Below are 25,996 nucleotides of genomic sequence, written 5' to 3' on the forward strand. Positions count from 1 at the left end.
AGGGACACATAATGAAAAATACCCACGCCGGTTTTATTATTGGCGCGTACCCCTGCGCACCTTCGTTTCACCAGTCAGGGGAAGAACAGGAAACACAATTCTGGCGCAAATTAGCCGATGTGCCAGGTATTCGCGGGCTGGAGCAACCTTGCCTTGAGCATTTGCATCCTTATGGCGATGAATATCTGTTTAAACATACGCCAGATGACTGGCAAATTGTGGTGACAGCCATAATGGAAACCATGCGCCGCAGAGGTGCTAACGGAGGATTTGGCCTCGCATCAACGGACGAAGCCCAGCGCAAAAGTTGCGTAGAATACTATCGCCACGTGTGGGAAAAAATTAGCCGCACTAACGACCGCTTTGGTAAACAAAAGGTGATTGCGCTGGAGATACAGGCGGCGCCTGCGATCGGTAATCCGTCGGTAACGCAAGCGGCTGAACGTTTTGCTCAATCTTTAACAGAGCTGCAAAGCTGGGACTGGCCCTGTGAGTTGGTGATTGAACATTGCGATGCAATGACTCAGCCTGATGCTCGCAAGGGTTTTTTACCCCTCGAGCAGGAGCTGAAAAGTAATTTGGGGATTTGCCTTAACTGGGCCAGATCGGCCATTGAAGGCCGCAACACCACGCTTCCTCTGGAACACGCGCGGCTCTGCCAGCAAACCGGGAAGCTGGCGGCGCTGATGTTTTCTGGCACCGCTTTGAATGGCCCGTACGGGGAATGGCAAGATTCACACGCTCCGTTCTCTACATTCGCTGACGAAAGCTTGCTGACGGTAGAGATTGCCAGGGAAATGTTGAGTGTTTCTCCGCTGGAGTCATTTAAATTTATTGGTATTAAATTATTAGAAATAAACCCGGAAGCCTCTGTTGAACATCGTGTGGCTATTTTAGCTGACGGTGTTTCTGCATTACGTAGCGCACTAACATAATTATAAATAATCATTATTCGACGAGCTAAGAAAAAAAACGTTCCTTTTTTATTGAAGGGCACGCCAGATCTAATTTTTTATTATCGAGAATAATTTATGAACGCTAACTCTGTTACCCAAACAAATGATATTCCACGAAGCCGCTGGCTTAGAATAATTCCACCCATTTTAATCACCTGTATTATTTCCTATATGGATCGGGTGAATATTGCTTTCGCCATGCCGGGGGGAATGGACAGTGATTTAGGTATTACCGCGACCATGGCGGGACTTGCGGGTGGGATCTTCTTTATTGGTTATTTGTTCCTCCAGGTTCCGGGCGGGAAAATTGCCGTTCACGGCAGCGGCAAAAAATTTATCGGCTGGTCGCTGGTGGCGTGGGTGATTATTTCCATCCTCACCGGCTTCATTACTAACCAATATCAACTGCTGTTTTTACGCTTCGCACTGGGTGTCGCGGAAGGGGGCATGTTGCCGGTGGTGCTGACGATGATCAGCAACTGGTTCCCGGATGCCGAACGCGGGCGCGCTAACGCGATTGTGATCATGTTCGTGCCCATCGCCGGGATTATCACGGCACCGCTTTCCGGCTGGATTATTTCTGCCATGGACTGGCGCTGGCTGTTCATTATCGAGGGTTTGCTCTCCGCAGCGGTACTGGTGTTGTGGTCGTTGACCGTTTGCGACCGCCCGCAAGAAGCTCGCTGGATAGATGAACGTGAGAAAAAGTGGCTGATTGACACGCTTAGCGCGGAACAAAAACAGTTGGCGAAAACGGCGGTGAAGAATGCGTCACTCAGCGCGGTACTTTCTGACCGCACCATGTGGCAACTCATCGCACTCAACTTCTTCTACCAGACCGGGATTTACGGCTACACCCTATGGCTGCCGACCATCCTCAAAGAATTGACCCACAGCACCATGGGGCAGGTTGGCATGTTAGCCATTCTGCCGTACGTCGGCGCGATGGCGGGCATGTTCATTTTCTCCTCGCTTTCTGACCGCACAGGCAAGCGCAAATTGTTCGTCGCTCTGCCGCTGATGGGCTTTGCGTTCTGCATGTTCATGTCCGTGGTCCTCAAAGAACACATCTGGCTTTCCTACACCGCATTGGTCGGTTGCGGCGTCTTTTTGCAATCCGCCGCAGGCGTGTTCTGGACGATACCTGCCCGCCTGTTTAGTGCAGAAATGGCCGGTGGGGCGCGTGGTGTTATCAATGCGCTCGGTAATCTCGGCGGGTTCTGCGGCCCGTATGCCGTCGGCTTGTTGATTACGTTCTACAGCAAAGATGCAGGCGTTTATTGCCTGGCGGTTTCACTGGCGATTGCCTCGCTGTTGGCGCTGATGTTACCGGCGAAATGTGATGCGCCGAACAGCAGCGATCTGCCTGAGCCTGATGGCCGCTTAACGACGCACTGAGTGTTTGTCGGATGACGCTGCGCTTATCCGACCTACGAAAGGCTGAGGAGAAATCAATGAAGCAACAATCGCAAGCCTTCTGGCTGGGCATCGACTGCGGTGGTACTTATCTCAAAGCAGGGTTGTACGATCAGCAGGGCCGGGAGTTCGCCATTCAGCGCCAGGCGTTAGCCACTGTGGGCGAGAAACCTGGCTGGGCTGAACGGGACATGCAACGGCTTTGGCAAAGTTGCGCCGACACGATTGCCACATTGCTAAAGCGTTCCGCCATCAGCGGCGATCAGGTTAAAGGCATCGGCATTTCAGCTCAGGGAAAAGGTCTGTTCCTGCTGGATAAAAATGACCAGCCTTTGGGGCTTGCGATGCTCTCGTCCGACAGGCGCGCGCTGAATATTGTCAGTGACTGGCAGCGGGACAAAATCCCCGAGCTGCTTTATCCGCACACGCGCCAGACCCTGTGGACCGGGCATCCGGTTTCATTGCTGCGCTGGGTAAAGCAGCACCAGCCGGAACGTTACGCGCAAATTGGCACGGTGATGATGGCGCATGATTATCTGCGCTGGTGCCTGACGGGCGTAAAAGGTTGCGAAGAGAGCAATATTTCCGAGTCCAATCTCTACAACATGAATCGGGGGGCGTATGACCCGCAACTGTTGTCGTGGCTGGGGATTGAAGAGGTTTTTCCGGCGCTACCTCCGGTTGTCGGTTCAAGCCAAATTTGCGGGGAAATCACGGCGGACGTGGCGGCCATTACCGGTCTGGTGGCGGGTACGCCCGTTGTCGGCGGCCTGTTCGACGTGGTTTCTACCGCATTGTGCGCGGGTCTGCATGATGACACGGCGCTCAATGCGGTGATGGGAACCTGGGCTGTCACCAGCGGCATTGCTAATGGAATCAGCGACCAGGAACCTCATCCTTATGTTTACGGGCGATTCGTTTCACCCGGTCAGTTCATTGTTCACGAAGCCAGTCCCACGTCGTCGGCCAACCTCGAATGGCTGACAGCCCAGTGTGGAAATCTGAGTTTTAAGGAAATCAACGGCGCGGTTTCTGCATTGCCCAAAGCGGGTAGTGACGTCCTGTTTCTACCGTTTTTGTATGGCAGTAACGCCGGGCTTGAAATGACCAGCGGCTTTTATGGCTTGCAGTCGTCGCACCATCGCGGGCACCTGTTGCAGGCAGTTTATGAGGGCGTGGTGTTCAGTCACATGACGCACCTTAACCGGATACGCGAGCGGTTTAGCCATGCCAAAACCCTGCGCGTAACCGGCGGCCCGGCGCATTCCGACGTCTGGATGCAGATGCTGGCGGATGTCAGCGGGCTGGCGGTGGAACTGCCGCAGGTTGAAGAAACCGGCTGTCTGGGCGCGGCGCTCGCCGCACTGGTTGGCACTGGCGTGTTCGCCAGTTTCACTCAGGCGCAGCAGCAACTCACACATGCCACGCGGGTGATTCATCCCGATCCCGCCGCCTGGCAGGCTTACCAAACCAAATATCAAAAATATCAGTTACTGATTGAAGCGCTACAGGGCTTTCATGCCCGTTGCGCGTCGCTAAAAAACACCAGGGAATACCCATTATGAGCCGTCCATTATTACAACTCGCCCTTGATTACACCGAGCTTCAACCGGCATTGCGCGATGCCGCTTTGTTAAGCGATAGCGTCGATATTATCGAAGCGGGAACGCTTTTGTGCCTGACCGAAGGGCTGGAGGCGGTGCGCCAGCTACGCCAACTTTGCCCGCAGAAACTGATCGTGGCCGACTGGAAAGTGGCCGACGCGGGGGAAACTCTCGCGGAGCAAGCGTTTAATGCCGGGGCTAACTGGATGACGGTAATTTGTGCCGCACCGCTGGCAACGGTGGAAAAAGCACACCAGGTCGCGGTGGCGCGGGGCGGTGAAATCCAGATTGAGCTGTTTGGCAACTGGACGTTTGACGACGCACGAGCCTGGCACAAAACCGGCATCCGGCAGGCGATTTATCACCGTGGGCGCGATGCTCAGGCCAGCGGCCAAACCTGGGGCGCAGAAGATTTAGCTCGGATGAAAGTGCTGTCTGATATCGGGCTGGAGTTATCCATAACGGGTGGAATTACACCTGCCGATTTACCGCTGTTCCGCGATATCAACGTGAAGGCGTTTATCGCCGGACGCGCGCTTTCTGGCGCGACTAATCCGCAGCAGGTTGCGCAAGATTTCCATGTGCAAATCCGCGAGATCTGGGGAGCAAAAGCATGAGAGTTCATCCGTTAGGGATTTACGAAAAAGCGCTGCCTAAACACCTTTCCTGGCCGGAGCGCCTGGCGCTGGCAAAAAGCTGTGGGTTTGATTTTGTCGAAATGTCGCTTGATGAAACCGATGAGCGCCTCGCACGCCTGGAGTGGAGCACCACGCAACGTGCTTCGCTAGTTGAAGCGATGCTGGAAAGCGGCGTCACGATCCCGTCGATGTGTCTTTCGGCGCATCGCCGTTTCCCGTTCGGTAGCCACGATGAAACCGTGCGCGAGCGGGCGCGCGAGGTCATGACTAAAGCCATCAAACTGGCGCGGGATTTAGGTATTCGCACCATCCAACTGGCGGGTTATGACGTCTATTACGAAGAACGCGACGAAGGTACGCAGCAGCGCTTTGCCGAAGGTCTGGCGTGGGCGGTGGAGCAGGCGGCTGGCGCTCAGGTGATGCTGGCAGTGGAAATTATGGATACCGAATTTATGAATTCGATAACCAAATGGAAGAAGTGGGACAAGTTGCTGTCGTCGCCGTGGTTCAGCGTTTACCCGGATGTCGGCAATCTTAGCGCCTGGGGCAACGACGTGCAGGCGGAATTAACCCTCGGCATCGACCGCATCGCCGCCATTCATCTCAAAGACACGCAACGGGTGACTGAAACCTGCGCCGGGCAATTCCGCGATGTGCCGTTTGGCGAAGGGTGTGTTGATTTCGTTGGCGTGTTCCGCACGTTAAAACAGCTTAATTATCGCGGCGCGTTTTTGGTGGAAATGTGGACCGAAAAAGCCAAAGAGCCGGTGCTGGAAATTATTGAAGCGCGGCGCTGGATTGAACAACGTATGCAGGAAGGGGGATTCGTATGTTAGAGCCATTAAAACAGCAGGTGCTGGAGGCGAATCTCGCTCTGCCAGCGCATCATCTGGTGACTTTTACCTGGGGCAATGTCAGCGCCATCGACCGCGAGCAGGGTTTGGTGGTGATTAAACCGTCGGGCGTGGAATACGACGGTATGCGTGCTGAAGATATGGTGGTAGTGGATTTGCACAGCGGTGCGGTCGTGGAAGGGGATAAAAAACCGTCATCGGATACCGCAACCCATCTGGCGCTGTATCGCCGTTTCCCTGGCATTGGCGGCATCGTTCACACCCATTCGCGGCACGCGACTATCTGGGCACAAGCCGGGCGTGATTTACCCGCCTGGGGTACCACACACGCGGACTATTTCTACGGCACCATCCCGTGCACGCGCTTAATGACGCACGAAGAAATTGCCGGAGAATATGAACATCAGACCGGTGAAGTGATTATTCAGACGTTTGTTGAGCGGGACATCGACCCGTTACAGGTTCCGGCGGTGCTGGTGAACGCTCACGGGCCGTTTGCCTGGGGGAAAGACGCGGCAGATGCGGTGCATAACGCGGTGGTGCTGGAGGAGTGCGCTTATATGGGGCTGTTTTCGACACAGTTAACGCCGCAGCTCGGCAATATGCAGCCGCAATTACTCGATAAGCACTATCTACGTAAACACGGCAAAAGCGCCTATTACGGTCAATAAATAAAAAACCTTTCTCCTGAGTGGCATGGCGACATATTACAAATTTTAACAATTTGATTGATAACTATTCTCGTTTATTTTATGGTGTCGCCACACTTTACCCCAGCTGGATGTTGGTGAGTAAAGCTTGCAGTCGCTTGCCAATGTAGCAAGCGTCGCATTAGGAATGTGAGCGCAATCTATTTGTTAAGTATTGTTTGCCATTCACCTCATGGAGAAAGGAATGTTAAGGTTGAATCCCATCGTCCGGGGAGGACTTTGCGCGTCAATAATCAGTGCTGCGTTTCCAGTTATTGCTACGGAATACGAAGACACCGTGGTTGTGACTGCGTCTGCTAGCGAGCAAAGCCTCAAAGATGCGCCTGCCAGTATTAGCGTTATCACTCAAGAAGATCTGAAAAAGAAACCGATCCAGAACCTGAAAGATGTCTTGCAGGAAGTTCCTGGTGTGCAGCTCACCAACGAAGGGGATAACCGCCAGGGCGTCAGTATTCGTGGCCTGAGTAGCAGCTACACGCTGATTCTGGTGGATGGTAAACGAGTGAATTCGCGCAATGCCGTATTCCGTCACAATGATTTCGACCTTAACTGGATCCCGGTCGATGCGATTGAACGTATCGAAGTGGTGCGCGGGCCGATGTCCTCTCTCTATGGTTCCGATGCGTTGGGCGGCGTGGTCAACATTATCACGCGTAAAGTCGGCAAAGCCTGGCACGGCACCATAACAGCAGATACCACGATTCAGGAAAAACGCGATCGTGGTGATTCTTATAACAGTAATTTCTTCGTCAGCGGCCCAATCGTTGACGACCTGCTCGGGGTGAAAGTTTACGGCAACCTCGGCAAGCGCGAGAAAGACAAACAAGAAACTTCCAGTACCAGCGCCACGGGTGAAACGCCGCGCATCGAAGGCTTCACGTCGCGTAGCGGCAGCGCCGAATTTGCGCTGACCCCAACCGAAAACCAGGACATGACTTTCGGTTACGGGTTTGACCGCCAGGACAGGGATTCTGACTCGCTGAATAAAAACCGCATGGAACGCCAGGATTACTCCATTTCCCATAATGGCCGTTGGGATTATGGCAATACCGAACTGCGTTTCTATGGCGACAAAATTGATAACCTCAATCCGGGCAATAGCTCGCCAATCACCTCACGCAATAACAGCCTCGACGGCAAACTGGTTCTGCCATTAGGCGAGATCAACCAGTTGCTGACCTTCGGCGGTGAATGGCGTCACGATAAGTTAAGTGACCCGGTAAACCTGACTGGCGGCAGCAGTTCCGAAACATCCGCCAGCCAGTACGCACTGTTCCTGGAAGACGAATGGCGGATTTTCGAGCCGCTGGCGTTGACCACCGGCATCCGTATGGATGACCACGAAACATACGGCGACCACTGGAGCCCGCGTGCCTATCTCGTTTATAGCGCGACAGACACCGTCACGGTAAAAGGGGGCTGGGCGACCGCGTTTAAAGCGCCTTCTTTATTACAGTTAAGCCCGGACTGGACCAGCAACTCTTGCCGTGGCTCTTGTAAGATTGTCGGCAGTTCCGACTTGAAACCTGAAACCAGTGAAAGCTTTGAACTTGGCCTGTATTACGCCGGTGATGAAGGCCTGCTGGATGGCGTAAGCGGGAGCATCACCACCTTCCAGAACGATCTGGAAGATATGATTGATATCAACCGTACCGCTAACCGCGCACAGGCACCGTCTTATCCTAACTTTGTTGGGTTTGATAGCGCCGGGCGCCCAGTCTTCAAATACTACAACGTCAACAAAGCGCGTATTCGCGGCGTGGAAACCGAGGTGAAAGTGCCGTTTAACGATCAATGGAAATTGACGTTGAACTACACCTATAACGATGGTCGCGATTTAAGTAATGGCGGTAACAAGCCATTGTCTTCTCTGCCATTCCATACCGCAAACGGTACGGTAGACTGGGTGCCACTGGATGACTGGTCATTCTATGTTTCTGCCAACTATACCGGCGAGCAGCGTGCGACAACCAGCAGCGAACCCACGCCTGGCGGTTACGTAGTGTGGAATACCGGTGCGGCGTGGAAGGCGACGAAAAACGTTAAACTTCGTGCGGGCGTGCTGAACCTGGGTGACAAAGACCTGAGTCGTGACGATTACAGTTACAACGAAGACGGTCGTCGTTACTTTATGGCGGTGGATTACACGTTCTAAGTTTTTGCCCTCACCCTAGCCCTCTCCCACGGGAGAGGGGACATCCGGTTTTCTCCCTCTCCTGGGGGAGAGGGTCGGGGTGAGGGGAAAAATACTAAGCCAAATGCTCCGCATGAAAACGCAGATGGTCTTCAACGAACGACGCAATGAAATAATAACTGTGATCGTAACCCGGCTGGACGCGGAGCGTTAACGGCCAGTTCTTCTGCCGCGCCACTTCCGCAAACTGTGCCGGTTGTAGTTGATCGGCCAGGAACTGATCGGCATCCCCCTGATCGATAAGCACCGGAATAGGGTTCGTGCTTTCAGCCTGCATCAGCAAACAGCAGCTATCCCATTCACGCCATTTCGCTTCGTCTGCACCTAAATAAGCCGCAAAGGCTTTTTGCCCCCATGGCACACGCGTTGGGTTCACAATCGGTGCGAAGGCAGAAACGGAACAGTAGCGGCCTGGGTTTTTCAACGCGATGCTCAATGCACCATGGCCGCCCATCGAATGCCCGAAAATAGACGCTTTGTCGCTAATGCTGAAGTTATCAGCGATCAACGCGGGCAGTTCTTCATTAATGTAATCGTACATACGGAAATGCCCGGCCCACGGTTCTTCTGTGGCATTCAGGTAAAACCCTGCGCCCTGGCCGAGATCGTAACTTTCATTATTAGGCACGTTTTCACCGCGTGGGCTGGTATCCGGCATCACCAGCACAATTCCTAATTCAGAAGCGACACGCTGTGCGCCGGCTTTGGTGGTGAAGTTTTCGTCGTTACAGGTTAAACCAGACAACCAATAGAGAACCGGTGGAGGAGTGGTGCGCGGCGTTGGAAGAAAAATACTGAACGTCATCTGGCATTTCAATACTGTGGAATCATGGCGCCAGCGCTGCTGCCAGCCTTCAAAACATCGGTGTTCTTCTAGTAGTTCCATCCAGAGGTCCTTATTTATATTCAAGATCGATGAATAACTTTCACTTCTCCCCAGTCTAGTCATGCTGCATCATGCTGGCAACGAAATCGTAACAATCGGGGGCTGTGTGGCGGCACGTATCGCGTTGACGGGATTTTTGGTGTTAGTCGTTGCAATGGGCATTGGCCGCTTTGCATTCACGCCGCAAGTCCCGTTGATGATAGCAGAAGGGCAACTTACCCTAACCAGCGCGGGTTTGGTAGCAGCGATTAATTACCTCGGTTATCTGGTTGGCGCGTGGGATGCCATGCGGGCGCACCGGCGTGTCGAGCTGCGATTAATGGCTGGCGTCTGGGGGGCGGTGATTTTAACACTGCTTTCAGCCACCGTAGATTCCGCATTGTGGCACGCGTTAATTCGTTTTCTGATTGGGTGTGCCAGCGGTTGGGCGATGGTGTTAATTGCGGCCTGGACGAACGAGCAACTGGCGCATTTAGGTAAACCCGGATTAAGCGCTGCGGTATTTGCAGGGCCGGGGGCCGGGATATTTATCAGCGGTTTGCTGGCGGTTGCGATTCACAGCTACGGGTTATCGGCCAGCCATGCATGGTTGGTTTATGGCGTTTTAGCGCTGCTGTTTATTGTGTTAATCGCCCGCAACTTACCGCGCAAAGGCGAATTACATCGGCCGGAAACCGCACCAGAGCCGTTGGTTTTAACGCCGCAGCTTAAACGCCTGGTCTGGAGTTATAGCCTGGCGGGATTTGGCTACATTCTGCCCGCGACATTTCTATCGCAAATGGCCAGCGCACGATTCCCTGGCAGCGCGTTTGCGCAGTTCGTCTGGCCGATATTCGGTGGCGCGGCAGTGTGCGGTATTTTGCTCGGTATTGCTGCGCGTCATTTGTTGCAAAGTCACCAACGCCTGGCGCTGGTTCTGTGGCTACAAGCCCTTGGGGTATTCGCCTCAGATATGATTCCCGGTATGTTCGGGCTGGTGCTGGGTTCGTTGCTGGTGGGCGGAGGCTTCTTATGTGCGGTGCAATTATCGCTGCTCTGCGGGCGCGAGCTGGCACCAAAACATACCCGCTATATGGCAGGATTGCTGACCACGGGTTATGCGATGGGGCAGTTAGTTGGGCCGATGCTATCGGCATTATCGACGTCACTGACCGGGCAGCTTGAGCCTGCATTATATGTCGCCGGTTTTGCGTTATTGATTAGCGGTGGCCTCGTGTGGCGAAGGTATTGACGATTTCAATAATTATCGTTCGCACTACTGGATTATGCGACCGCGCTCACGCACAATGAGCGCACACTTTGCCCCTATGAGGGCAGGGGTCAGCCACACCTGCAGGAGAAAACAACATGTCATCACTCAGTCCAGAAGCCGCACTGGTTCACGAAGCATTGGTTGCTCGCGGTTTAGAAACCCCGCTGCGCCCACCTGTGCGTGAGCTGGATAACGAAACCCGCAAGCGCGAGATTGCCGAACATATGACGGAAATCATGCAGTTGCTCAATCTCGATTTGAGCGACGATAGCTTGATGGAAACCCCGCATCGCATCGCAAAAATGTATGTCGATGAGATTTTCTCCGGTCTCGATTACGCCAATTTCCCGAAAATCACCGTCATTGAAAATAAGATGAAGGTCGATGAAATGGTCACGGTGCGCAACATTACGTTGACCAGCACCTGCGAACACCACTTCGTGACTATCGACGGGAAAGCGACCGTTTCGTATCTCCCGAAAGACACGGTGATTGGCCTGTCGAAAATTAACCGCATTGTGCAGTTCTTTGCCCAGCGCCCGCAGGTTCAGGAACGCTTAACTCAGCAAATCCTGATTGCTCTGCAAACCCTGCTTGGCACCAACAATGTGGCGGTATCTATTGATGCGGTCCATTATTGTGTGAAAGCGCGTGGTGTGCAGGATGCGACAAGTGCGACCACGACCACGTCGTTGGGTGGATTGTTTAAATCCAGCCAAAACACTCGTCAGGAATTCCTGCGCGCTGTGCGTCATAACTAATCATTAAGTGAGCTGGGTGTATGGAGAGAAATATCACGCTGGATTTTGTCCGTGGCGTCGCTATTCTCGGCATCCTGCTGCTTAATATCGTGGCCTTCGGTTTACCGAAGGCGGCGTATCTCAATCCAGCCTGGTCCGGCTCCGTCACCGACAGTGACGCCTGGACATGGGCGATTCTCGACCTTTTCGCTCAGGTCAAATTCCTCACATTGTTTGCGCTGCTATTCGGTGCGGGCTTGCAGATGTTGTTACATCGCGGCAAACGCTGGATCCAGTCACGCCTGACGTTACTCGTTCTGCTCGGCTTTATGCACGGCATTTTGCTGTGGGATGGCGATATTCTGCTGGCTTACGGCTTGGTTGGGCTGGTGTGCTGGCGGCTGATCCGCGACGCACCGGGGATTCGTTCCCTGTTTAATACCGGCGTGATGCTTTATCTCACCGGGGTTGGGGTACTGCTGTTACTGGGCTTTATTTCCGGCGACGCGCCAAACCGTTCGTGGATACCTGACGCGGCCAACTTACAGTATGAGCAGTGGTGGAAGCTAAACGGTGGCACCGAGGCAATCAGTAATCGCATTGATCTTCTCTCCTCGAACTTAGTGGCGCTAGGCGCGCAGTATGGCTGGCAACTGGCGGGCATGATGCTAATGGGCGCGGCATTAATGCGCAGCGGTTGGTTGCGTGGCGAATTTAGTCTGCATCATTATCGCCGCATAGGTTTGTGGCTGATTGTGATCGGCATGCTCATCAACATCCCGTCGATTTACGCGCAATGGCATGTCGGCTGGTCGTATCGCTGGTGTGCTTTCTTACTGCAAGCCCCGCGAGAATTGAGCGCGCCGTTCCAGACCGTCGGCTATGCGGCGCTGGCATTTGGCTACTGGCCGCAGCTTTCACGTTTGTGGCTGGTGAATGCCGTGGCGCATGTTGGGCGCATGGCGCTATCAAACTATTTACTGCAAACGGTGATTTGCACCACGCTCTTCTTCCGCATGGGCTGGTTCATGAAGTTTGATCGTTTATCCCTGCTGGCCGTGGTGCCTGCCGTGTGGGTTATTAACATTCTCTTCTCTATGCTCTGGCTGCGTTTCTTCCGCCAGGGGCCTGTTGAATGGCTGTGGCGGCAACTCACCGCGCGGGCCGCAGGGGTATCACTGAAACATCCAGCAAGATAATGATATACATCACAAACGTTAACGATATGTATGTAACCGTTTTCATTGATGTGATCATCCTCACGTAGTCATTCACAACTCACTGCCAAAATAGCCACCTTGCCAAATACAGGGTGCATCCATGAGACTTATTCCTCCAGCGTCAGGTCGATACCTATGATCACCATTCGTGACGTTGCCCGAATCGCCGGCGTCTCCGTGGCGACAGTATCCCGCGTACTCAATAACAGCGCATTAGTCAGCGCCGACACGCGTGAAACTGTAATGCAGGCGGTGGCGCAACTGGGATATCGCCCGAATGCCAACGCCCAGGCGTTAGCCACGCAGGTGAGCGACACCATCGGCGTGGTGGTCATGGATGTTTCCGATCCGTTCTTTGGTGCGTTGGTCAAAGCAGTGGATGTTGTGGCGCAGCAGCACAACAAATACGTTCTGATTGGCAATAGCTACCACCAGGAAGAAAAAGAACGTCATGCCATTGAAGTGTTGATTCGTCAGCGCTGTAACGCATTGATTGTTCATGCTAAAGCGCTCAGCGATCAAGAGCTGGGTGAATTCCTTGATCAAATTCCAGGCATGGTTTTGGTCAATCGCATTGTGCCAGGTTATGAGCATCGCTGCGTGGGGCTGGATAACGTCAGCGGTGCCTTAATGGCAACACGAATGCTGTTCAATCAGGGCCATCAGCGCATTGGTTATCTGGCCTCAAGTCACGCGATTGAAGATAACGCCCAACGCCGGGAAGGGTGGATGCGGGGCATGACCGAGCAGGGGATCACCCCGCCGGAAAGCTGGGTTGGCGTCGGTTCACCGGATATGCAAGGTGGCGAAGCGGCGATGGTGGAGCTGCTTGGGCGCAATTTGCAACTCAGTGCGGTGTTTGCCTACAACGACAGCATGGCCGCAGGTGCGTTAACGGCGTTGAAAGATAACGGGATTGTCGTGCCGCACCATGTATCCATTATTGGCTTTGATGATATTCCTATCGCGCGTTACACCGATCCGCAACTCACAACGGTGCGTTACCCCATTGTTTCAATGGCACGTCTGGCGACTGAACTGGCGTTACAGGGTGCCGCGGGGACGCTCGATAATGGTGCAACACACTGTTTTATGCCGACATTAGTCCGCCGTCATTCAGTGGCTCCTCGCCAAATTGCGGCACCGATCACCCTCTGAATAAAGTCTTTGATGTAACCGGTTTCAATTTGTGAGTAAATTCACAGTTAATTAACATTGCGATGACTATGATGTCAGCGTTTTATAAGCTGAAACTATATGTAACGGTGATTAATCAGTTTACGTATAGGTATTAAGCCAAAACTATCAAAAAAGCAGTTATGGATCGTTACGAAACACGGAAGAGTTTTTTTAACAAAGAAAAATTTTCGGCATTCAGTAACGTTTTCTTAACAATGCTGCCTGCCTGAATACCACTGAACTACCCTGCAAAAAAACCGGAGATACCATGAATAAGAAGGTTTTGACCCTGTCCGCCGTTATGTCTTGCATGTTGTTTGGCGCAGCCGCTCATGCAGCTGATACCCGTATTGGTGTGACCATTTATAAATACGACGATAACTTTATGTCGGTCGTGCGCAAGGCAATCGAAAAAGACGCAAAAGCATCTCCAGATGTAGAACTGCTGATGAACGACTCCCAGAACGACCAATCCAAGCAGAACGATCAGATTGACGTGCTGTTGGCAAAAGGCGTGAAAGGTCTGGCAATCAACCTGGTTGACCCTGCTGCTGCTGGCACTGTTATCGAAAAAGCCCGTGGTCAGAACGTTCCAATCGTGTTCTACAACAAAGAGCCTTCTCGTAAAGCGCTGGATAGCTACGACAAAGCTTACTACGTAGGGACTGACTCTAAAGAATCCGGTGTTATTCAGGGCGACCTGATTGCTAAACATTGGGCAGCAAACCCAGCGTGGGATCTGAACAAAGATGGTCAGGTTCAGTTCGTTCTGCTGAAAGGCGAGCCAGGCCACCCGGATGCTGAAGCTCGTACCACTTACGTTATCAAAGAGCTGAACAACAAAGGTCTGAAAACCCAACAACTGCAGTTAGATACTGCAATGTGGGACACCGCTCAGGCGAAAGATAAGATGGACGCATGGTTGTCCGGCCCGAATGCTAACAAAATCGAAGTGGTTATCGCCAACAACGATGCGATGGCAATGGGTGCTGTAGAAGCGCTGAAAGCACACAACAAATCTTCTATTCCAGTCTTCGGTGTGGATGCCCTGCCAGAAGCGTTGGCAATGGTTAAATCTGGCGCAATGGCCGGTACTGTTCTGAACGATGCGAACAACCAGGCTAAAGCAACCTTCGATCTGGTGAAAAACCTGGCCGCTGGCAAACCAGCAGCAGAAGGCACTAACTGGAAAATCGAAGACAAAATTGTCCGTATTCCTTACGTTGGTGTTGATAAAGACAACCTGGCTCAATTCGTCGGTAAATAAGTATCCCGTTCAGGATATGGCTTTAAGTGTGTCGAATCCGGGCGAATTTTCGCCCGGTATCAGGCCTGATAATCAGCCACACAGGTATAACTATGGTTGACACAAATACAAATCAGTCGTCGGAATATTTGTTGGAAATGACCAACATTAATAAATCATTCCCCGGCGTTAAGGCACTGGATAATGTTAATTTAAAAGTTCGTCCTCATTCCATTCACGCATTAATGGGTGAGAACGGTGCAGGCAAATCAACATTATTAAAATGTCTTTTTGGGATCTACAGCAAAGATTCCGGCAGCATTCTTTTTCAGGGACAAGAAGTTAACTTTTCCAGCACTAAAGAGGCGCTGGAAAATGGTATCTCCATGGTGCACCAGGAATTAAACCTGGTTTTACAACGCACCGTAATGGATAACATGTGGCTGGGGCGTTACCCAACCAAAGGTGTATTTGTTGATCAAGACAAAATGTACCGTGATACCAAACACATCTTCGATGAACTGGATATTGATATTGACCCTAAAGCTCGCGTGGGCACTTTGTCAGTATCGCAAATGCAGATGATCGAAATCGCGAAAGCGTTTTCTTACAATGCCAAAATCGTCATTATGGATGAGCCAACATCCTCACTGACAGAAAAGGAAGTTAATCACCTTTTCAAAATCATTCGTAAGTTAAAAGAGCGCGGTTGCGGCATTGTTTATATCTCTCACAAAATGGAAGAGATCTTCCAGTTGTGTGATGAGATCACTATCTTGCGTGACGGACAGTGGATTGCCACCCAGCCTTTAGAAGGGTTGGACATGGATAAAATTATCTCCATGATGGTCGGCCGCTCCCTGAACCAACGTTTCCCGACAAAAGAAAACGTGCCGGGCGAAGTGATTATGGAAGTGCGCAACCTCACTTCTTTACGCCAACCGTCAATTCGTGATGTTTCCTTTGATTTACATAAAGGTGAAATTCTCGGGATTGCAGGCCTGGTGGGAGCTAAACGTACAGATATCGTTGAAACATTATTTGGTATCCGCGAGAAATCTGGCGGCACCATTATGCTGCATGGCAAAAAAATTAATAACCATACGGCGAATGAAGCGATTAACCACGGTTTTGCGTTGGTCACAGAAGAACGTCGTTCAACCGGTATTTATGCGTACCTGGATATCGGCTTTAACTCGCTGATTTCTAATATTCGTAATTATAAGAACAAAGTTGGTTTATTAGATAACTCGCGCATGAAAAGCGATACCCAATGGGTTATCGACTCAATGCGTGTAAAAACACCAGGTCATCGTACTTCTATTGGTTCGCTGTCCGGTGGTAATCAACAGAAAGTTATTATTGGACGTTGGTTATTAACACAGCCAGAAATTTTAATGCTAGATGAGCCAACCCGTGGGATTGATGTCGGCGCTAAGTTTGAAATTTATCAGCTTATTGCTGAGCTTGCCAAAAAAGGGAAAGGAATCATCATTATTTCGTCCGAAATGCCGGAGTTGTTAGGGATTACAGATCGTATTCTGGTCATGAGCAATGGTCTTGTTGCCGGAATTGTAGACACTAAAACAACCACGCAGAACGAAATATTACGTCTTGCGTCTGTGCACCTTTGATAATTTAGGGGCTATTAAAAATGAGTGCGTTAAATAAGAAAAGTTTTCTAACTTATCTGAAAGAAGGCGGCATTTATGTCGTTTTGCTGGTCTTGCTGGCGATTATTATTTTCCAGGATCCTACGTTTTTAAGCTTGATGAACTTAAGTAACATTCTGACCCAATCATCAGTGCGTATTATTATTGCACTGGGTGTGGCGGGGCTGATTGTGACCCAGGGGACTGACCTTTCGGCGGGTCGTCAGGTTGGCCTGGCGGCAGTTGTTGCAGCAACGCTTTTGCAGTCCATGGAAAACGTGAACAAAGTTTTCCCTGAAATGAGCACCATGCCCATTCCGGTGGTTATCCTGATCGTCTGTGCGATCGGCGCCATCATTGGTCTGGTTAACGGTATTATCATCGCTTACCTGAATGTGACGCCGTTTATCACCACATTGGGCACCATGATTATCGTGTATGGTATCAACTCCCTGTATTACGACTTTGTTGGCGCATCGCCAATTGCCGGGTTCGACAGCGGATTCTCGACCTTTACCCAGGGCTTTATCAAGATGGGTAACTTTAAGCTCTCGTACATCACATTCTATGCGTTAATTGCGATTGGCTTTGTGTGGGTGCTGTGGAACAAAACGCGCTTTGGTAAGAACATCTTTGCCATCGGTGGTAATCCTGAAGCGGCTAAAGTTTCTGGTGTTAACGTTGCCCTTAACCTGATCATGATTTATGCGCTGTCTGGTGTGTTCTACGCATTCGGCGGGATGTTAGAAGCGGGCCGTATCGGTTCTGCGACCAACAACCTCGGCTTTATGTACGAACTGGATGCGATTGCGGCGTGCGTGGTGGGTGGTGTGTCATTCAGCGGCGGTGTGGGAACGGTGGTAGGCGTTGTCACCGGTGTTATCATCTTTACGGTTATCAACTACGGCCTGACGTATATCGGCGTGAACCCTTACTGGCAGTACATTATCAAGGGCGCGATTATTATCTTCGCGGTTGCGCTGGATTCACTGAAATACGCTCGTAAGAAGTAATCTCTACGGTTTACCAAGACCCGCACAGGACGATATGTGCGGGTTTTTTTATGCACTCTATTTCTTCTCTTTCTTCTGCAATTCCAGCAACTGTTCTGGTGTGACTGCCGGATAAGCTTGCGCATCTTCAGGCACTTCATGCATGGCAGGAATAGGCACCAGCGGCCCCAGGAAACGCGGCTCACGTTTGAAGATATACAAATCTGCCAGCGCACCCAAACGCGCACCAAACTCCCTGATACGCACTGTCATCATATTTTTTGGCGAAGGGACGGCGTAACACTGCGCCTGAATGCCCATATGCAGGGCAATAAAGAGGGCGCGTTCGCAGTGAAAACGCTGAGTGATAATAATAAAATCATTGGTATCAAAGACTTTTCGCGTACGAACTATAGAGTCCAGAGTACGGAAACCTGCGTAATCCAGCACGATATCGGCAGGATCGACACCACCGGCAATCAGGTCTTTACGCATGGTCATGGGTTCGTTGTAGCTTTGCAGCGCATTATCGCCGCTCAACAGCAGGTAGTTCACCTTGCCGCTGTTATAGGCATTTAACGCACCCTGAATTCGGAATTGATAATACTGATTAATCACACCGGTGCGGTAATACTTGGCAGTGCCCAACACCACGCCAACCTGGCGATAGGGCAAATCTTGCAGTTCGTCGTAAACGTAAGGTGCAGTTTTCCAGCTTATCCAGCGGTCAAGACAAAGCGCAGCCACCACAGCCAAGCCGATTATCACCAACAGGCTATAAAACAAGCGCTTCAACATGGACTTGCGGCTCAATAAAGGGATGGAATTTTATCCAAGGCTACTTTACCTGGTGGTGAAGAGCAAGATTCGCGGAATTGGTTGGACTAAAAATCGCCAATGCGAGCGCTCTCGCGCCCGCATTGTTTTCATCAATTCAACAGTGCGCGGTCGATATTCATACAACCCAACGCTTTTAACGTGGCGGCTGTCGCATCCCATTGTGTCAATGGCGCTTCGGCTTTTTCAGCCAGAATCGCACGCTGGATATCATTGTAATCGTAGCCAGAAAGGCTCAACAGATTCAGCGCGGCTTGCAGAGGCGGCAGGGAAGGGTTGAATGCGGCGTTTTCGGCATAACTGCCGGTGAAAATCGTCCCATCGCGCATTTCCAGCGCGACACCAGAAGGTGCATTGCTGTAAGGCGCATGGCTACGGTTTGCGGCCGTGATGGCGGCATGGCTGAGTTCATCGCCTTGCAGCGTAAAGCCATGATCCATTTCATCCAGCAGCAACGTTTTGATTTCTAAATCACGCGGACCAAATGCATCTGGCAGATAGTCGCCAAGAGTGGCAGGCTTGCGACCTGGAAGATTAATACGCAATGCCACGCCGCTGTTCAGTTCATTCATAAACTGGCGGCAATGGCCACACGGCGTGTAGTTGACGGTAATCGCGGCGAGGGCTTTTTCGCCACGCATCCACGCATGGGTAATTGCACTTTGCTCGGCATGAACGGTTTGCTGCATGGTGGAGCCAAGAAACTCCATGTTGCCGCCGAAATAGAGATTTCCGCTGACGCCACGCGCTACCGCACCCACATAGAACTGCGACAAATCCGCGCGGGCACAGGCTGCGGCAAGCGGCAGCAAAGCAAATGCCAGCGCATCATCATCAAGCCCGGTCTGGGCTTTCAGTGATTCCACTTCCGCGGCGCTAAACATCGCCGGGAAGTGGGCATCAGCAATCAAGGGTTGCAAAGCGGCTTGCAGTGAAGCCGGGAGTTGTGCGAGAGCAGCCTGAAAACGTGAGCGCATGGATCGTAGCCTCATAACAAGTAATTGAATCGTAGTTTACGGTTCTGTATGGGCTTTATATGTGATCTTTCTCTAATTACAAATGCAACTTATGAAATAAAGAATGAAATTGCGCGATCTCTCGCAAGTTTTAACCAAACACAGCCAAAATCACCGGGAATAAGAATGGGGCAACCAGCGACGTAATAATGCCGCAAATCACCAGCGCCAGTGAGCTGAATGCGCCTTCCTGAAAATCCAGTTCAGCACAACGCGCAGTCCCAAGGGCGTGAGAGGCAGCACCCATCGACAGGCCGCGCGACGCTTTGGTTTTGATACCCATCAGATTCAGAATGCTGTGACCAAACACCGCGCCCAGAATCCCCACAAAAATCACGCAGACGGCGCTAATTGCCGGGATGCCGCCGATACTGCCGCCCACCGCCATGGCAATCGGTGTGGTGACAGACTTAGGCAAGATTGACGCGGCGATTTGTGGTGTGGCACCCATTAATAATGCAACCGATGTACCGGTAATCATCGCGACCATGCTGCCAATAAAACAGATGGTGATAATGGATTTCCAGCGTGCACGAATCTGGTGAAGCTGTTCATACAGTGGGAACGCGAGGGCAACTACCGCCGGTTGCAGCAAATCGTTCAGCACTTTACTGCCAGCGAAATAGTGATCATAGGGCGTACCGGTAAACACCAGAATGGGGATGATAACAATCATCGAAACCAGTAACGGGTTCAGCAGCGGCGACTTATAACGCATTCCGATTTGGCGAGCGAGAAAGAAGGTCACCAGCGTTAAAGGCAAAGACCACCAGATATGATGCATCATTTTGTTTCACCCTCGCTTTCACCCACGACTTTACGTTCGCCATGTACCAAATGAGAACTCCAGCTCACGATAACTAATACCACTAAGGTACTGATAAAGCAGGAGACAACCACCGGGCCAAATTGCTGTTTTATCACATCAACATACTGCATGACGCCCACACCAATCGGTACAAAGAGCAGCGCCATATAACGAATCAGCAGGTGGCAACTTGGTTTAACCCATTTCGCTGGCAGGATTTGCAGAGACAGCAAAACAAACAGAATTAACATGCCAATAATGCTGCCGGGAATAGTGATCGGCAACAGCGATGCAATAGCAATGCCCACATATAAGCATATGTAAATTAATACAAATGAACGCAGGTACTGCCAAATTACGGTGAGCGAATTACGCATGGTGATGACCCTTTAAGAAACGCATTCATCATACAATTAAAGCTGAAAATGTGCTACCGATCACATCATGAATTATGAGCATACCAAATATTCCAAATTGGAACGTTCCAGAATGTTTTGGGCAATCTGCCAAATCCCATTTTGCAGGCATAAAAAAAGCGACCCGTAGGTCGCTTAGTTATGCTCGAAAGGTTCGATTAGTTCAAACGTACCGGCATACCGGAACGGTTCAGAATCGCCTGATCCAGCACGGTGCTGTCAACGTCTGGCTGAGCGGTAATGGCAGTCACGTTGCTTTTCAGCGCGATTGGCACGATCTCAGTTGAGTTGAACTGCTCTTCAGTCGTGGACAGTGGGTTATGTACTTCTACATAGCGCGTGCCATCAGGCTCAACGGTGGCTTTCACCGGTTCGTTGATGAACTGAACGCGCGTACCGACTGGCACTTTCTCGAACAGGAATTTGATGTCTTCGTTACGCAGACGCACACAACCGTGGCTCACACGCAGACCGATACCAAAGTTGGCGTTAGTACCGTGAATCGCATACAGACGGCCAATGTACAGCGCGTACAGACCCATTGGGTTATCTGGACCGGCTGGAACAACAGCTGGCAGCGGCGTACCGGCAGCAATATATTCTGCGTGCATTTTCGCCGTTGGTGTCCAGGTCGGGCCTGCTTTCTTACGTTCTACCTTAGTGGTCCAGTTCAGCGGAGTATCTTTACCCAACTGGCCGATACCGATTGGCAACACGATGACGGTGTTGGTGCCAGCCGGGTAGTAGTAAAGGCGCATTTCAGCACTGTTAATCACGATACCTTCATGAACGGTATCCGGCAGAATTAACTGCTGAGGAATGTTCAGGATGGTGCCCGGCTTTGGCAGATAAGGGTCCACACCAGGGTTCGCTTCCAGCATGTTGGAAAGACCCATCTGGTAACGCGCCGCATACTCTTCCAGCGGTGCAGTGCTACCTTCAGGGACAGTAACAACCTGGTTTTGACCAATCAGACGGCTGCCATCGGTTGGCAGAGGATAGGTCACGGCAGAAGCTGTCTTACTGAAAGACACGACAGCCACAAATGCCAGTAAAATTGTGCGTAGTTTCATATTCATGTTATGTGAAGTATTTCTGGCCATGCAGGCTAGTTAGTGAAGAAACGGAGCGATTTGAGCGCGCATTATATGTGCATTCCGCCAGACAGGGAAATCAGATGTGGATTAAATCACACTTTTTTGCACTTTGATTATTTTATCACCAGCGCACAAGCAGAGCGATCTACACGTTGAGTTATGGCATAATGTGCCCGATCTCACATATTACAATTTTATCAGGACATCTCTGTGCTAGTTTCCAGTAACGTCACAATGCAGTTCGGCAGTAAGCCGTTGTTTGAAAATATTTCTGTCAAATTTGGCGGCGGCAACCGTTACGGCTTGATCGGCGCCAACGGTAGCGGCAAGTCTACCTTTATGAAGATCCTCGGTGGCGATTTAGAGCCAACGCTGGGTAACGTTTCACTCGATCCTAACGAACGCATCGGTAAATTGCGTCAGGATCAGTTCGCCTTTGAAAAGTTCACCGTTCTCGATACGGTCATCATGGGCCATGCCGAACTGTGGGAAGTAAAAGAAGAGCGCGACCGCATTTATGCGCTGCCAGAGATGAGCGAAGAAGACGGCTATAAAGTTGCCGATCTGGAAGTTCTCTACGGCGAAATGGACGGTTACACCGCCGAAGCGCGTGCCGGTGAATTACTGCTTGGCGTAGGCATCCCTGTTGAACAGCATTACGGCCCGATGAGCGAAGTCGCTCCAGGCTGGAAACTGCGTGTGCTTCTGGCGCAGGCGCTGTTCTCAAACCCGGATATCCTGCTGCTCGATGAACCGACGAACAACCTCGACATCGACACCATTCGTTGGCTGGAAACGGTGCTTAACGAACGTAACAGCACCATGGTTATTATTTCGCACGACCGTCACTTCCTGAACATGGTTTGTACGCACATGGCTGACCTGGACTACGGCGAACTGCGCGTTTATCCAGGCAACTACGACGAATACATGACGGCGGCAACACAAGTGCGTGAACGCCTGCTGTCTGATAACGCGAAGAAAAAAGCGCAGATTGCTGACCTGCAATCCTTCGTCAGCCGCTTTAGTGCCAACGCATCTAAATCTCGCCAGGCGACTTCTCGTGCGCGTCAGATTGATAAAATCAAACTCGACGAAGTTAAAGCCTCCAGCCGTCAGAACCCGTTCATTCGCTTCGAGCAGGACAAGAAACTGTTCCGTAACGCGCTTGAAGTGGAATCACTGGCGAAAGGTTTTGACAACGGCCCGCTGTTCAAAGGCGTTAACATGCTGCTGGAAGTGGGTGAGAAACTCGCCATTCTGGGTACCAACGGCGTGGGTAAAACCACTCTGCTTAAAACGCTGGTCGCCGAACTGGCTCCAGACGCAGGTACAGTTAAGTGGTCTGAGAATGTGCAAATCGGCTATTACGCGCAGGATCACGAATACGAATTTGAAAATGACCTGACCGTGTTCGACTGGATGAGCCAGTGGATGCAAGAAGGTGACGACGAACAAGCGGTGCGCAGCATCCTGGGCCGTCTGTTGTTCAGCCAGGACGATATCAAAAAGCCTGCGAAGGTGCTGTCCGGTGGTGAGAAAGGCCGTATGTTGTTTGGTAAATTGATGATGGAACGTCCGAACGTTCTGGTCATGGACGAACCCACCAACCACCTGGATATGGAATCCATTGAATCGCTGAACATGGCGCTGGAAATGTACCCAGGCACGCTGATCTTCGTGTCTCACGACCGTGAGTTTGTGAGCTCGCTGGCCACCCGTGTAATTGAAATTACGCCAGAGCGCGTGGTTGACTTTACCGGCGGCTATGAAGATTACCTGCGCAGTAAAGGTATTGATAACTAAGTTTTAGCTTAGAACGCCCTCACCCTAGCCCTCTCCCCAGGAGAGGGAACTGACGGTTTTCACCCTCTCCCTGAGGGAGAGGGTCGGGGTGAGGGTTACAACTTAAATCTTCCAGAAATCCTGCACTTTCCCGTCTACAACTAAACGGCGTTTTTCACCCGCCGGTAGCGTTAACGTCATCTCTTTCCAGGCCGGTTGATAATCACCTTTACGGGTGAACGCCACATGAATTTCATCTGCTGTGCAGCGAATTTCCCAGTTCAGCCACAGCGCATTGCCTTGCTGATACCCCCACGTTTCGCCGTCATCTTCAAACAGGCTGCCGTGAGAAACGCCAGTGCCTTGCAGAGGATAAACTTTCAGCTCACGCACCGTGTCAGCGTTGGCATCCACGTGAGTAATACGTGCCGAATGAGGCAGGGCAGCACCCGCACGAACCAGCAACGGCAAGCGTTCCAGCGGTGCATCAACCACAATACTTTGGCCGCCGCTGTACCACTGGCCGGTGTAGTAGTCGTACCACCCCGCGCTGTTTTCCGGCAGCCACACTTCACGCTCACGTTGGCCTTCTTCCACCACGCTTGCCACTAACAGATCGCGGCCAAGCATGAAATCGTCACACTCTTCGAAGGTTTTCGCGTCGTGCTCGTGGTCAAGGAACGTTGAACGCAGCATCGGTTCGTCGTCGGCATGCGCCTGCCACAGCAGGGTGTAGAAGTACGGCAGCAGACGATAACGCGTTTCGATAGCGCTGCGAATCGCCGGAGTCACTGACGAATACATCCACGGTTCGTTGACGGATTGGTCGTCATTCCACGAGTGAATAGTGAAACGCGGGTGCATCACACCATTTTGTACCCAGCGCACAAACAGCTCCGCATCAGGTTTGTCGCCAGAAAACCCGCCGACATCGTGGCCCACGTTATACAAACCAGACAGGCTCATGCCCACACCCATGCGGGTGTTGTATCGCAGCGTATTCCAGTTGGTGCGGTTATCGCCGCTCCAGGTTTGCACGTAACGCTGCATCCCGGCGCAACCGGAACGGGAAATCAGATAAGGACGTTTTTCCGGCGCAAAAGCCTGCTGCGCTTCGAGCGAGGCGCGCATCATCAGCAGCGGCATCACCGGGCGGATATTTTTGATGGCAATTTCTTCGCCAAAGCCGTGACAGCGGGCTTCGCCGTCCCACACTTCGTATTCGTTATTATCATTCCAGGTGGAGTCGATACCCATTTCCAGCAGTTGCGTGGTGACGCCGTTTTGCCACCATTTGACCGTTGCCGGATTGGTGAAATCAAGATGCGAACCTTCGTCGTCCCAGAAGATTGAACGTTCCGGACTATCTTGCTCCGAATCCTTAATAAACAGACCTTGCTCAACCACTTCCTGGTAACGCGGATGATCCTGCAACAGACATGGCTTGATGTTAGCTGCCAGTTTGATCCCTGCGGTGTGGAACGCCTGGGACATCACTTTCGGCTGCGGCACCTTGTCGTAGTTCCAGTTAAAGACATAGCGCTTGTTATTGATTGAGGTATAGCCCGATGACAACTGGAATGAATCGCAAGGAATTGCGTGCTCTTCACACAGTTTGATAAAGCTCATCAGCTGGTTTTGCGCGTCTGGTGCATCGGTGTAATGCATGGTTGAGCCGCTGTAGCCCAGGCTCCATTTCGGGCCAAACAGAGTTTTACCGGTCAGGCGCACAAACGCTTTGGTGACATCTAAAACCTGCGGGCCGAGGAACAGGTAATAATCGACATCGCCCGATTCTGCCTGCCAGCGACGGTACGGCAGGTGGTAGTTGTCAATTTCGTTGCCCAAATCCAGCCAGCAGCTGCTCAGGTTGTCGTAAAACATTCCGAAGCTGACATCCGGGCGGCGCGTGATAGTAAACGGAATATGCTTGTACAGCGGGTCAGTGGACTCTGCGTTATAGCCCATCGCATCCAGGTTACGCATTTCATAGCGTTTCCCGGTGCGCTGCAACGGACCGGCTTTCTCGCCCAGACCGTAATAACGTTCTTCTTTAAAGCGACGCTGATAGTGCGCGACACCGTCGCCGTGGGCGTTCAGCAGATATGCGCTGGTCGGACGGTCGCAGGCGAGCAATTGCCACTCGCCATTATCGTTTTTGTATTCCCACTCCAGCCATAAAGGCTGGTGGACGGTCACACGCAATTTGTCGGTGCTGATACACAATGTGTCATCGCGCTCTTCCACCGTAAAACCGGGTAACGCAAACCCTTGCAGGCTTTCACGGTCACGGCCTTCCCACGGCACATCACTTTCTGGCGCGATGCTCCAGGTGCGGTTCAATGCCAGCTTGTTTTCGCGTTTAATCAGCACGCGGAACATGCCTTGCTCCAGCACAAACAGGTTCAGGCGATGTTTGCCATCCACGCTTAACTCAACGTGATTGGCGTCAGACTTCAGCAGTGTCCAGTTCTTCAAAGTTTTCATCGTTCACAATC

Annotated in this window: 22 protein-coding genes; 15 read left to right on the forward strand and 7 right to left on the reverse strand. The window is 51.7% G+C overall.

Annotated features, from left to right (window positions below; genetic code table 11):
• The first annotated feature begins 11 nt into the window (after positions 1 to 11).
• The 7 genes from DY231_RS07220 (at position 12) to cirA (ending at position 8,333) form a co-directional block, all read left to right on the forward strand.
• Positions 12 to 935, forward strand: a complete 924-nt coding sequence (locus tag DY231_RS07220) for a DUF4862 family protein (protein WP_115627787.1) — start codon at positions 12 to 14, stop codon at positions 933 to 935.
• Between the two features lie 96 nt (positions 936 to 1,031).
• On the forward strand, positions 1,032 to 2,354 hold the full coding sequence (locus DY231_RS07225) for an MFS transporter (RefSeq protein WP_115627788.1): 1,323 nt from the start codon (positions 1,032 to 1,034) through the stop codon (positions 2,352 to 2,354).
• A 56-nt stretch (positions 2,355 to 2,410) separates the two neighbouring features.
• Positions 2,411 to 3,937 (forward strand): FGGY-family carbohydrate kinase, encoded by a 1,527-nt coding sequence (locus tag DY231_RS07230; RefSeq protein WP_115627789.1) that lies wholly within the window; start codon positions 2,411 to 2,413, stop codon positions 3,935 to 3,937.
• Positions 3,934 to 4,593 (forward strand): 3-keto-L-gulonate-6-phosphate decarboxylase UlaD, encoded by a 660-nt coding sequence (gene ulaD / locus DY231_RS07235; RefSeq protein WP_115627790.1) that lies wholly within the window; start codon positions 3,934 to 3,936, stop codon positions 4,591 to 4,593. Before DY231_RS07230 ends, ulaD begins: the two co-directional genes overlap by 4 nt.
• Positions 4,590 to 5,450, forward strand: a complete 861-nt coding sequence (locus DY231_RS07240) for an L-ribulose-5-phosphate 3-epimerase (RefSeq protein ID WP_115627791.1) — start codon at positions 4,590 to 4,592, stop codon at positions 5,448 to 5,450. The genes ulaD and DY231_RS07240 overlap by 4 nt, the downstream gene beginning before the upstream one ends.
• The gene (gene araD / locus DY231_RS07245) at positions 5,444 to 6,139 is read left to right on the forward strand and encodes an L-ribulose-5-phosphate 4-epimerase (protein WP_115627792.1); all 696 of its coding nucleotides are present in this window, start codon (positions 5,444 to 5,446) and stop codon (positions 6,137 to 6,139) included. Before DY231_RS07240 ends, araD begins: the two co-directional genes overlap by 7 nt.
• Positions 6,140 to 6,362: 223 nt before the next feature.
• Positions 6,363 to 8,333: a catecholate siderophore receptor CirA gene (gene cirA / locus DY231_RS07250; RefSeq protein WP_115627793.1), complete on the forward strand. Its 1,971-nt coding sequence runs from the start codon at positions 6,363 to 6,365 to the stop codon at positions 8,331 to 8,333.
• Positions 8,334 to 8,427: 94 nt separating this feature from the next.
• Here the strand turns inward: cirA and fghA are convergent, their stop codons facing one another.
• On the reverse strand, positions 8,428 to 9,258 hold the full coding sequence (gene fghA / locus DY231_RS07255) for an S-formylglutathione hydrolase (protein WP_115627794.1): 831 nt from the start codon (positions 9,256 to 9,258) through the stop codon (positions 8,428 to 8,430).
• Between the two features lie 106 nt (positions 9,259 to 9,364).
• Here fghA and DY231_RS07260 point away from each other — a divergent pair, with 106 nt between their 5' ends.
• The 7 genes from DY231_RS07260 to mglC all read left to right on the forward strand — a co-directional run bounded on the left by DY231_RS07260 (position 9,365) and on the right by mglC (position 17,560).
• A complete protein-coding gene (locus DY231_RS07260) occupies positions 9,365 to 10,489 on the forward strand; it encodes a YbfB/YjiJ family MFS transporter (RefSeq protein WP_115631785.1) in 1,125 nt (374 codons plus the stop codon).
• A 116-nt stretch (positions 10,490 to 10,605) separates the two neighbouring features.
• Complete coding sequence (gene folE, locus DY231_RS07265; protein WP_034497002.1) at positions 10,606 to 11,271, forward strand: GTP cyclohydrolase I FolE; 666 nt, start codon at positions 10,606 to 10,608, stop codon at positions 11,269 to 11,271.
• Positions 11,272 to 11,291: 20 nt separating this feature from the next.
• Positions 11,292 to 12,449, forward strand: a complete 1,158-nt coding sequence (yeiB, locus tag DY231_RS07270; protein ID WP_115627795.1) for a DUF418 domain-containing protein YeiB — start codon at positions 11,292 to 11,294, stop codon at positions 12,447 to 12,449.
• A 156-nt stretch (positions 12,450 to 12,605) separates the two neighbouring features.
• Positions 12,606 to 13,628 (forward strand): HTH-type transcriptional regulator GalS, encoded by a 1,023-nt coding sequence (gene galS / locus DY231_RS07275; protein ID WP_115627796.1) that lies wholly within the window; start codon positions 12,606 to 12,608, stop codon positions 13,626 to 13,628.
• Positions 13,629 to 13,917: 289 nt separating this feature from the next.
• Complete coding sequence (mglB, locus tag DY231_RS07280) at positions 13,918 to 14,916, forward strand: galactose/glucose ABC transporter substrate-binding protein MglB (protein ID WP_115627797.1); 999 nt, start codon at positions 13,918 to 13,920, stop codon at positions 14,914 to 14,916.
• Positions 14,917 to 15,008: 92 nt separating this feature from the next.
• Positions 15,009 to 16,529 (forward strand): galactose/methyl galactoside ABC transporter ATP-binding protein MglA, encoded by a 1,521-nt coding sequence (mglA, locus tag DY231_RS07285; RefSeq protein WP_115627798.1) that lies wholly within the window; start codon positions 15,009 to 15,011, stop codon positions 16,527 to 16,529.
• 20 nt (positions 16,530 to 16,549) lie between these two features.
• Positions 16,550 to 17,560 (forward strand): galactose/methyl galactoside ABC transporter permease MglC, encoded by a 1,011-nt coding sequence (mglC, locus tag DY231_RS07290; protein ID WP_034496992.1) that lies wholly within the window; start codon positions 16,550 to 16,552, stop codon positions 17,558 to 17,560.
• 57 nt (positions 17,561 to 17,617) lie between these two features.
• Here mglC and sanA read toward each other — a convergent pair whose 3' ends face one another.
• The 5 genes from sanA to ldtB all read right to left on the reverse strand — a co-directional run bounded on the left by sanA (position 17,618) and on the right by ldtB (position 21,695).
• Positions 17,618 to 18,337, reverse strand: coding sequence for an outer membrane permeability protein SanA (sanA, locus tag DY231_RS07295; protein WP_034496990.1), 720 nt, complete (start codon positions 18,335 to 18,337; stop codon positions 17,618 to 17,620).
• 131 nt (positions 18,338 to 18,468) lie between these two features.
• Positions 18,469 to 19,353, reverse strand: a complete 885-nt coding sequence (cdd, locus tag DY231_RS07300) for a cytidine deaminase (RefSeq protein ID WP_115627799.1) — start codon at positions 19,351 to 19,353, stop codon at positions 18,469 to 18,471.
• A 130-nt stretch (positions 19,354 to 19,483) separates the two neighbouring features.
• On the reverse strand, positions 19,484 to 20,179 hold the full coding sequence (locus tag DY231_RS07305) for a CidB/LrgB family autolysis modulator (RefSeq protein WP_034496984.1): 696 nt from the start codon (positions 20,177 to 20,179) through the stop codon (positions 19,484 to 19,486).
• Entirely contained in the window at positions 20,176 to 20,577 is a 402-nt protein-coding gene (locus DY231_RS07310; RefSeq protein ID WP_034496982.1) for a CidA/LrgA family protein, read from the reverse strand. The genes DY231_RS07305 and DY231_RS07310 overlap by 4 nt, the downstream gene beginning before the upstream one ends.
• Before the next feature lie 197 nt (positions 20,578 to 20,774).
• Positions 20,775 to 21,695: a L,D-transpeptidase gene (gene ldtB, locus DY231_RS07315; protein ID WP_115627800.1), complete on the reverse strand. Its 921-nt coding sequence runs from the start codon at positions 21,693 to 21,695 to the stop codon at positions 20,775 to 20,777.
• A 228-nt stretch (positions 21,696 to 21,923) separates the two neighbouring features.
• Between ldtB and DY231_RS07320 the strand changes: the two genes are divergently transcribed.
• Complete coding sequence (locus DY231_RS07320) at positions 21,924 to 23,519, forward strand: ABC-F family ATPase (RefSeq protein ID WP_115627801.1); 1,596 nt, start codon at positions 21,924 to 21,926, stop codon at positions 23,517 to 23,519.
• 102 nt (positions 23,520 to 23,621) lie between these two features.
• Here DY231_RS07320 and DY231_RS07325 read toward each other — a convergent pair whose 3' ends face one another.
• The gene (locus tag DY231_RS07325; protein ID WP_115627802.1) at positions 23,622 to 25,985 is read right to left on the reverse strand and encodes a glycoside hydrolase family 31 protein; all 2,364 of its coding nucleotides are present in this window, start codon (positions 25,983 to 25,985) and stop codon (positions 23,622 to 23,624) included.
• Between the last annotated feature and the right edge of the window lie 11 nt (positions 25,986 to 25,996).

It is taken from the genome of Buttiauxella agrestis (genome assembly GCF_900446255.1).
GTDB lineage: Bacteria > Pseudomonadota > Gammaproteobacteria > Enterobacterales > Enterobacteriaceae > Buttiauxella > Buttiauxella agrestis.

Bases quoted from the DNA above. Each gene is read 5' to 3' on its own strand.
- ldtB (WP_115627800.1), bottom strand. From the start codon at position 21,695: ATGAATATGAAACTACGCACAATTTTACTGGCATTTGTGGCTGTCGTG.
- DY231_RS07240 (WP_115627791.1), top strand. From the start codon at position 4,590: ATGAGAGTTCATCCGTTAGGGATTTACGAAAAAGCGCTGCCTAAACAC.
- DY231_RS07305 (WP_034496984.1), bottom strand. From the start codon at position 20,179: ATGATGCATCATATCTGGTGGTCTTTGCCTTTAACGCTGGTGACCTTC.
- DY231_RS07230 (WP_115627789.1), top strand. From the start codon at position 2,411: ATGAAGCAACAATCGCAAGCCTTCTGGCTGGGCATCGACTGCGGTGGT.
- araD (WP_115627792.1), top strand. From the start codon at position 5,444: ATGTTAGAGCCATTAAAACAGCAGGTGCTGGAGGCGAATCTCGCTCTG.
- cdd (WP_115627799.1), bottom strand. From the start codon at position 19,353: ATGCGCTCACGTTTTCAGGCTGCTCTCGCACAACTCCCGGCTTCACTG.
- DY231_RS07310 (WP_034496982.1), bottom strand. From the start codon at position 20,577: ATGCGTAATTCGCTCACCGTAATTTGGCAGTACCTGCGTTCATTTGTA.
- mglB (WP_115627797.1), top strand. From the start codon at position 13,918: ATGAATAAGAAGGTTTTGACCCTGTCCGCCGTTATGTCTTGCATGTTG.
- DY231_RS07220 (WP_115627787.1), top strand. From the start codon at position 12: ATGAAAAATACCCACGCCGGTTTTATTATTGGCGCGTACCCCTGCGCA.
- DY231_RS07225 (WP_115627788.1), top strand. From the start codon at position 1,032: ATGAACGCTAACTCTGTTACCCAAACAAATGATATTCCACGAAGCCGC.
- mglA (WP_115627798.1), top strand. From the start codon at position 15,009: ATGGTTGACACAAATACAAATCAGTCGTCGGAATATTTGTTGGAAATG.
- DY231_RS07325 (WP_115627802.1), bottom strand. From the start codon at position 25,985: ATGAAAACTTTGAAGAACTGGACACTGCTGAAGTCTGACGCCAATCAC.
- galS (WP_115627796.1), top strand. From the start codon at position 12,606: ATGATCACCATTCGTGACGTTGCCCGAATCGCCGGCGTCTCCGTGGCG.
- mglC (WP_034496992.1), top strand. From the start codon at position 16,550: ATGAGTGCGTTAAATAAGAAAAGTTTTCTAACTTATCTGAAAGAAGGC.
- ulaD (WP_115627790.1), top strand. From the start codon at position 3,934: ATGAGCCGTCCATTATTACAACTCGCCCTTGATTACACCGAGCTTCAA.
- sanA (WP_034496990.1), bottom strand. From the start codon at position 18,337: ATGTTGAAGCGCTTGTTTTATAGCCTGTTGGTGATAATCGGCTTGGCT.
- folE (WP_034497002.1), top strand. From the start codon at position 10,606: ATGTCATCACTCAGTCCAGAAGCCGCACTGGTTCACGAAGCATTGGTT.
- yeiB (WP_115627795.1), top strand. From the start codon at position 11,292: ATGGAGAGAAATATCACGCTGGATTTTGTCCGTGGCGTCGCTATTCTC.
- fghA (WP_115627794.1), bottom strand. From the start codon at position 9,258: ATGGAACTACTAGAAGAACACCGATGTTTTGAAGGCTGGCAGCAGCGC.
- cirA (WP_115627793.1), top strand. From the start codon at position 6,363: ATGTTAAGGTTGAATCCCATCGTCCGGGGAGGACTTTGCGCGTCAATA.